The 6,925-nt window shown below is 41.1% G+C and carries 7 protein-coding genes and 1 pseudogene; 5 read left to right on the forward strand and 3 right to left on the reverse strand.

What is annotated here, in order from left to right; genetic code table 11:
• Positions 1 to 93: 93 nt before the first annotated feature.
• Positions 94 to 1,241, reverse strand: a protein-coding gene (locus BLR65_RS26540; RefSeq protein ID WP_093795460.1) for an IS3 family transposase whose coding sequence is annotated in 2 segments (ribosomal slippage) — positions 94 to 980 and positions 980 to 1,241 — 1,149 coding nt in all. Because the reading frame shifts where the segments join, the coding sequence is not laid out codon by codon here.
• 250 nt (positions 1,242 to 1,491) lie between these two features.
• The gene (locus BLR65_RS26545; RefSeq protein WP_093797500.1) at positions 1,492 to 1,878 is read right to left on the reverse strand and encodes a helix-turn-helix domain-containing protein; all 387 of its coding nucleotides are present in this window, start codon (positions 1,876 to 1,878) and stop codon (positions 1,492 to 1,494) included.
• 429 nt (positions 1,879 to 2,307) lie between these two features.
• Here BLR65_RS26545 and BLR65_RS31205 point away from each other — a divergent pair.
• The 3 genes and pseudogenes from BLR65_RS31205 to BLR65_RS26560 all read left to right on the forward strand — a co-directional run.
• Positions 2,308 to 2,388: pseudogene (locus BLR65_RS31205) on the forward strand (reactive intermediate/imine deaminase); the annotation flags it as partial.
• A 123-nt stretch (positions 2,389 to 2,511) separates the two neighbouring features.
• Positions 2,512 to 3,849 carry an SLC5/6 family protein gene (locus BLR65_RS26555; protein WP_093797502.1) on the forward strand — a complete coding sequence of 446 codons (1,338 nt, stop codon included), beginning with the start codon at positions 2,512 to 2,514 and terminating at the stop codon, positions 3,847 to 3,849.
• A 21-nt stretch (positions 3,850 to 3,870) separates the two neighbouring features.
• On the forward strand, positions 3,871 to 5,076 hold the full coding sequence (locus BLR65_RS26560) for a MalY/PatB family protein (RefSeq protein WP_093797504.1): 1,206 nt from the start codon (positions 3,871 to 3,873) through the stop codon (positions 5,074 to 5,076).
• Positions 5,077 to 5,326: 250 nt separating this feature from the next.
• Here the strand turns inward: BLR65_RS26560 and BLR65_RS26565 are convergent, their stop codons facing one another.
• The gene (locus BLR65_RS26565) at positions 5,327 to 5,665 is read right to left on the reverse strand and encodes a helix-turn-helix domain-containing protein (protein ID WP_093797506.1); all 339 of its coding nucleotides are present in this window, start codon (positions 5,663 to 5,665) and stop codon (positions 5,327 to 5,329) included.
• Positions 5,666 to 5,788: 123 nt separating this feature from the next.
• On the opposite strand from BLR65_RS26565, the gene BLR65_RS26570 reads away from it, so the two are divergent.
• On the forward strand, positions 5,789 to 6,013 hold the full coding sequence (locus BLR65_RS26570) for a helix-turn-helix domain-containing protein (protein ID WP_093797508.1): 225 nt from the start codon (positions 5,789 to 5,791) through the stop codon (positions 6,011 to 6,013).
• Positions 6,014 to 6,035: 22 nt separating this feature from the next.
• Positions 6,036 to 6,224, forward strand: a complete 189-nt coding sequence (locus tag BLR65_RS26575) for a hypothetical protein (RefSeq protein WP_093797510.1) — start codon at positions 6,036 to 6,038, stop codon at positions 6,222 to 6,224.
• Positions 6,225 to 6,925 lie beyond the last annotated feature (701 nt).

The following is a 6,925-nucleotide window of genomic DNA, read 5'->3' on the forward strand; positions in this document are numbered from 1 at the left end:
TGACCTTACCTCGGCTCAGTAGACACGACAAACGCACAATATCTCAGAAATGCTTAGTATGACACATTATTTCATGAATTCATACTATATTGACTAAGCTGCTTTCATAAACTCCATAGGAACTTTATAATTATTGCTCGAATGCTTTCGCCGCCTGTTATAAAAGACTTCAATATATTCAAAGATAGCTGCTTTTGCTTCGTCCCTGGTTTTAAACCGATGTCCATATAGCCATTCTTGTTTCAGCTTGCCCCAGAAAGACTCCATGGGGGCATTATCCCAACAGTTGCCGCGACGGCTCATGCTACATTTAAAACCATTCTTTTTCAACACGTCTTGGTAGGCGTGGCTGGCATATTGAATGCCCCTGTCTGAATGGACTAGCAGCCCTTTTCCGGCTTTAGTTCTGCCAACCGCTTGGTTTAAAGCAGCGATTACCAGTGATTTTCTCATGTGGTCAGCCATTGAAAAACCAACAATGGTTCGTCCACATAAGTCCATAATCCCAGCCAGGTATAGCCAGCCTTCATCAGTCCATATATACGTGATATCGCTAACCCACTTCTGATTAGGTTTCTTTGCTGTAAATTCGCGATTGAGCAGGTTTTCAGCGACAGGAAGGTCATGATTGGAGTTAGTTGTTGCTTTATATTTTTTAACGGTTTTAGCCCTGATTCCGGCATCCCTCATCAATCGATAAACACGGTTTTTGCTTGGCGCAGGAGCTCCGGCAGCTTGATCTTTGAGCTCATCAGCTATGCGTGGGTAGCCGTAAGTACCCTTCGATCTTCGGTGTATTTCTTTAATTTTTTGTAGTAATAATTCATTTTCTTGCTGACGTTCACTAACCGGTCTTGTTAAATATGCATAAAATCCGCTCCTGGAAACATTCAATACCTCGGCCATCTTCGTCACCCGAAACTTGGAGCGATGCGCTTCCATAAACCGAAAACGCTCTATTTCTGGTTTTTCGCGAAGTAGGCGGCCGCCTTTTTTAGTATTGCGTTTTCCTCTTTTAATTCCAGGACTTCTTTGCGCAACTTGCGCAATTCTTCATCAGCACTATGCAGATTACCACTGCCAGGGAAAGCATTTTCACCGTGTTTACCGAATTTGCTCATCCAGCCATGCAGTGTATTGGGGCTCAAATCTAGCTCTCGCGCCACTTCGGCTACCGGTTTTCCGCTTTCTTTAACCCGCTTAACAGCCATTAACTTATATTCTTTATCAAATGTTTTCACTCGTGAATCCCTCCCGCGTTTATATTATACTACACGTTCTCGGTGTCCATAAAATCGCGGTAGGGTCAGAGTGTTGAATTTGCAAGGTCGTGGATCGCCGCACCAACACAATAGTCACATTAAAAAAATATAAGTGCTTTTTTCATAAGATTATTATTTAATATTCATATTGCAAAATGAATCAAAGCGAAAACTGGCTATATATAGCTGGTTTTCGCTTTTTGCTTGAATAAATTTATAAGCTTTTATCTCAATTTTCCGGTTTAGTAGTAGAAGAATTCCCACCAAAAGCCTTTTGAAATTGAACTTTTGTCCAACTGCGTATATCACGATTTTTATCATTTAACAATCGTTTTAACACATCTGTCATTTCTTTTAAATCGGGGTTATCTGCAATATTGTCATTAGATTCCCCGAAGAATTTTGAAGATCCCTGCCCGGTAAGTAACCAATCAATAGAATACCCTAAAGTTTCTTGTATTGATTTTAAAGCAAGTGCTCCAGGCAGAGCGATGCCTAACTCCCAAGAACTAACGTTGCCAGGCGATACGCCGATTTTTTTAGCGAATTTATCTTGAGAGAGGCCAGTTTCTGCACGAATTTGTTTTATTCTTTTGATAATATTAGGTTCTGTCATAAAATTAACCTCCGTCACCCCAAAATTAGGTTGACACCACACTAATATTAGGGTAAAATTAACTTGTTAATAAATAGGTTGATTTTTAGTTATAATTGTAAAAATATGTTTTAAAGATGGGCCGTTAGACATGCTGAACATGCCGAATTAATGGTCTTAGCTAAAGAAAGGAGTTGATTTCAAACTAATGTAATGCCCACAAAAAACTCAAAAAAGCGAGGTGAGACACAGACAAGCAGCATTCATCGCCGCCAAGCAACATGCTGCTCTGGTTTAGTGCGCCTAAATGGCGTTTTAGCAACTTTATTATACTGTATCTGCCAAAAAACGTAAACCGAAATGGAGATTTTGCTATGAAACGGAAGCGGAAAGCAAGGATATCCACTACGATATGAGGAGGCGTGAATATGAAAGAACAAGTTACCTGCCCGATCTTGTGTTGGTGTAGCGAGCTTACCTAAAGGAGCATTAGTCGAAATCGAATTAATTGCGTGTAAGAATCGTCACTAAGAAGTTGTCCATTTTTTTTGCAAAAAGGTTAAGAAATTTACGATAATGATTGACGCAGGCAATCGCATTTTATATACAGCATTGATCAAGTCGTACTTACTAGATATAGGGGAGGCATAATCAATGGGTATATCAAATCAGGAAGAAGTGGTTTCTCCATCGTTCGTTCCTCAGAAGAGGAGTGCCGCGGAACGGGCGGGCATGACGGAAGAAGCATGGCACAAAGCGATCCGTTTCGATGGAACGGATTGGGGCTGGATTATCATGAGCATCGGCATGGCTATCGGATCAGGCATCGTGTTATTGCCGGTGCAGGTAGGTCTGGTCGGGATATGGGTATTTCTTGTATCGTCGGTTATTGGCTATCCGGTAATGTATATGTTTCAACGATTATTCATTAATACCTTGGCCGCATCGCCAAAATGTGAAGACTACCCCAGTACTATCAGTGGGTATTTGGGCAAGAACTGGGGATTTTTCTTAGGAATACTCTATTTTTTGATGCTAATTTCAGCCGTATTCGTATATTCAACGGCAATCACGAATGACAGTGCGTCGTATTTACATTCTTTTGGATTAACGGAAACTGTCTGGTCGCAAAACCCGTTTTATGGGTTAGCCGTTGTATGTCTTTTGGTTGCGATAGCGTCCCGGGGTGAAAAATTGCTTTTTAAGATTTCTACCGGCATGGTTTTGACCAAACTTATTATAGTTGCCTGCCTGGGGATAGTTATGGTGCAGCACTGGAATATAGCGAATATCGGAACTTTTCCGCGTTTCGGGTATTTAATCAAAGAAGCGATTGTCATGCTGCCGTTCACCATCTACTCAATTTTATTTGTCCAAAGCTTAAGCCCTATGGTTATATCGTACCGGGCTCATAACCAGTCCATTGAAGTAGCGAGATTTAAAGCCATGCGCGCTATGAATATTGCATTTGGCGTTCTCTTTGTTACCGTATTCTTTTATGCGTTGTCCTTTAATTTAGCTATGGGACATGACCAAGCCGTAGCCGCCTATCAACAAAACATTTCCGCATTAGCCATTGCAGCGCAGGGCACATCGGGGAATGCCGTGAAAATATTTAGCCTTATCCTGAACATCTTTGCCGTGATGACCGCTTTCTTCGGTGTTTTTCTCGGCTTTCGCGAAGCTTGTCAAGGTATAGCTATGAATATTTTTCAGCGTATTATGCCGGACGAGAAAATTAACAAGAGTTTTGTAAAATACGGGATTTTGCTATTTACCGTTTTAGTAGCCTGGGGAGCCATCGTGTTAAATTTCCCATTACTCAAGATCAGCTTGGCGAGTGCTTCCCTGATCGGCTTTATCGGTTGTCTAATACCTGCTTATTTGGTTTATAAAGTACCGTTCTTAGCAAAATACCGGGGGATAAATGTGCTATTTATTATATTTGCCGGTGTTTTATTGATTATTTCACCTTTTGTATCAATGTTATAAAAAATTAAAGGAGAATGTAAAATGAAGTACAATTTTGATGAAATTATCGATAGGAAAGACACGAACTGCATGAGTACAGACGGGTTCCGTTCCTATATCTTCCATGATGAAGCGGGGATAATGAAATTTCCATACCAAGACGACGAATTTGTCCGCATGTGGATCGCCGATATGGAATTTGCGACCCCGAAATTTATTTTAGATGCCATGAAAGCCAGGTTGGATCGAAGAATTTTGGGGTATACGAAGATATTTGATCCGGGGTATTACCAAGCGTTCAAAAAATGGACGGAAGAACACTACGGCTGGTCATGTAAAAAGGAACATATCGTTACATCGGCGGGAATTGTTGCCGCATTATACATCCTCGTTGATTTTGTTACCAAGCCTGATGAAAAAGTGTTGATTCTTACACCGTCATACGCGTATTTTAAATATGCGGCAGATTATAATAAACGCGAACTGGTTTGCTCGGATTTAATTAACGAAAATGGTTACTATACAATTAATTTTGAAGATTTTGCTCAAAAAGCGGCTGACGCGAAAACTACACTGTGTATCTTTTGTAATCCTCATAATCCGACAGGCCGGGTTTGGTCGGAAGAAGAACTGAAAAAAGTAAGTGAAATTTGCCGGGAAAATAACCTGTGGCTCATTTCTGATGAAATTCATTGCGATCTCATCCGCAAAAATTTGCGACATATCCCTATGGCTAAAGTCATGACGGATTATGATAAATTAATTACCTGCATGGCGCCAAGCAAAACCTTTAATATGGCCGGCACAACTTTATCCAACATCGTGATTCGCAATGATAAGTTGCGCGCCTACTGGCAAGAAAGATACTATCTTACGGAAAACCCGCTAAGTATTGCCGGTGTCCAGGCGGCCTATGCCCACGGCTCGGAATGGTTGGAGGAATTGAAGGGCTATTTAGACGGAAACTTCGCCTATGTTCGCGATTTCTTGGCGGAACATCTGCCGAAGGCAAAATTCCGTCTTCCCGAAGCCACCTATTTGGGCTGGGTGGATGTTGGCGCCTATCTGCCGGCTGAAGATAATTTACCGAAGTTTTTTGCTGATAAAGCCGGTGTATTGCTTGAGGGCGGTAATATGTTCGTACAGAATTCCGACGGCTACATCCGCCTGAACGTGGCATGCCCGCGGTCCATCCTCAAGAACGGCCTGAACCGTATTAAGGAAGCCTTGCTGAAGTACGGAAACTAAAAGATAAAACTAATGACAGATAATGAGCATATCTACGGGCGGGGTTAAGGTACACGTGTGGGGACAAAAGGGACAGGGACAATGTCCCTGTGAGAAGTAGAAAAGCCGGTTAGGGTGATATGATATTGAATCACCTTGACCGGCTTTTTGATATATACAAGGTCACGATCGAACGGTTGCTTCGGGCAAAGAAAATTTGCAGAAATTTTGATGAAGATTATTTACGATACTGATTGAGCGAATGGAAATGTTAATCGGGTTCAGGTGAAGTTTTTGCTGTGTTTGGAGATTTGGTCATCCGTTCTAAAAATAACTGCAAAGCTTCTCTTTGACCGGGGGTTAAGGTCTTGGCAATGCGGACTAACTGTTTGATATCTATTGGGAGATCGGTTTCGTCCTCAGAAAAGAAATCACTCAGGCTGATACCTAAACTAATACATATTTTGTTTATCGAATCAACAGTTGGCTGTTTTTCGCCTAATTCTATTTGTCGTACAAAACCTTGTGATAATCCTGAAATAGTTGCGAGTTTATTGGTGCTATACCCTTTTGCTTCACGTAGCTCGATAATCCGTTTTGCAATATCCATTTTTAACCACCTTAAGAATAATTCTATAGTAATAATATAACACACAATTTCTTGCAGAAATCAATGCTATAGTGTTGACCTACTAATCCTATAGAATTAAAATATAAAGCAAGGGGGATCAAAATGACGCTTGAAGAATTGCGGGTGGCGAAAAACATGTCCCAGCAGCAGCTTGCAAGAGCAACGGGATTAACCCAAGGTTATATTTCCGCACTTGAGCGTGGTGCAAAGAAAAATCCGGGTCAGATAGTGGTAAAAAAGTTAGCAATTGCTCTTGAGATCTCAACCGACGTGATTTTGGGATTATTTCCTGATACATTCGTCGACGGTGTAAAGAAGAGCAAATAATTATTGCGTAGAGAGGTTAATTTTGCGTAAATCGACGGAATACAAACAAAAAGAAAATGAAATATGCGATAAGATTCGCGAAATATCTGATGAAGTTGACCAGCTTGTCAAGGAAGGGAAAGATGCTACTGAAGCCCTCCAACGGCTTGCAGCGGCTTTACGAGAGTTTGAGCAGTTTAGGCGTAAGAAAGTGACAGGCATGTACTGCTAATAAGGATAAAACTAGTGGACAGAAGAACGGGGTCTACCATTACTGCGGTCGGTAGAACTTTAAGCGGCCGCAAATAACGGGCACTTTTAGTGCATTGTTAAAGACGGGCCACGGAAATATCACGAAGTAATGGTCCGCGCTGAGCAACTGGTGAATAATTTGAAACTTTACAAGCAACGGCAATCATTGTTGAATACTCTAAGGCACGATGAAACGTGCCTTAGGGTATTACTTATTTCTTATTGAACGGAATTGAAAAAGTAAAAGGTGAGGCGGTATGCACAGTTTAGGAGGAATCACGGGGACGTACAATTTTGCTTCTTTTATTATGTTTTTGCGAAACAAAATATACATCTCTGCGCTTCTCTAAGTTTTTTGAAAAAAGAACCAATCCTTCATAAATGAAGTGCTGGTTCTTTTGGGGATATGGAAGGATATCTGTAAAAAGCAAAAAATTTCAGGAGGAAAATAACAGGGTATGACGGAATATATGGTATAAAGCCAGTCAGGAGTAAAACATGTCGTCGATGTAGGGTAGCGTAAAAATGCCGGGAGGTCGACGACAAGACGTTTCAGCTTTTTCACGGGTTTTAAGTTTTAGTAAGAAGGATATAATCAAAGCAAAAAAAGTACAAAGCCTGTGTTTTCTTGTGTTCGATGGGTTGTTAGCCTACCTGTAAGGAATTGAAATCCGGAGGATA

The organism is Sporomusa acidovorans, assembly GCF_900101845.1.
GTDB lineage: Bacteria > Bacillota > Negativicutes > Sporomusales > Sporomusaceae > Sporomusa > Sporomusa acidovorans.

Coding starts and splice junctions, on each gene's coding strand:
- BLR65_RS26545 (WP_093797500.1), bottom strand. CDS start 1,878: ATGACAGAACCTAATATTATCAAAAGAATAAAACAAATTCGTGCAGAA.
- BLR65_RS26555 (WP_093797502.1), top strand. CDS start 2,512: ATGGGTATATCAAATCAGGAAGAAGTGGTTTCTCCATCGTTCGTTCCT.
- BLR65_RS26560 (WP_093797504.1), top strand. CDS start 3,871: ATGAAGTACAATTTTGATGAAATTATCGATAGGAAAGACACGAACTGC.
- BLR65_RS26565 (WP_093797506.1), bottom strand. CDS start 5,665: ATGGATATTGCAAAACGGATTATCGAGCTACGTGAAGCAAAAGGGTAT.
- BLR65_RS26570 (WP_093797508.1), top strand. CDS start 5,789: ATGACGCTTGAAGAATTGCGGGTGGCGAAAAACATGTCCCAGCAGCAG.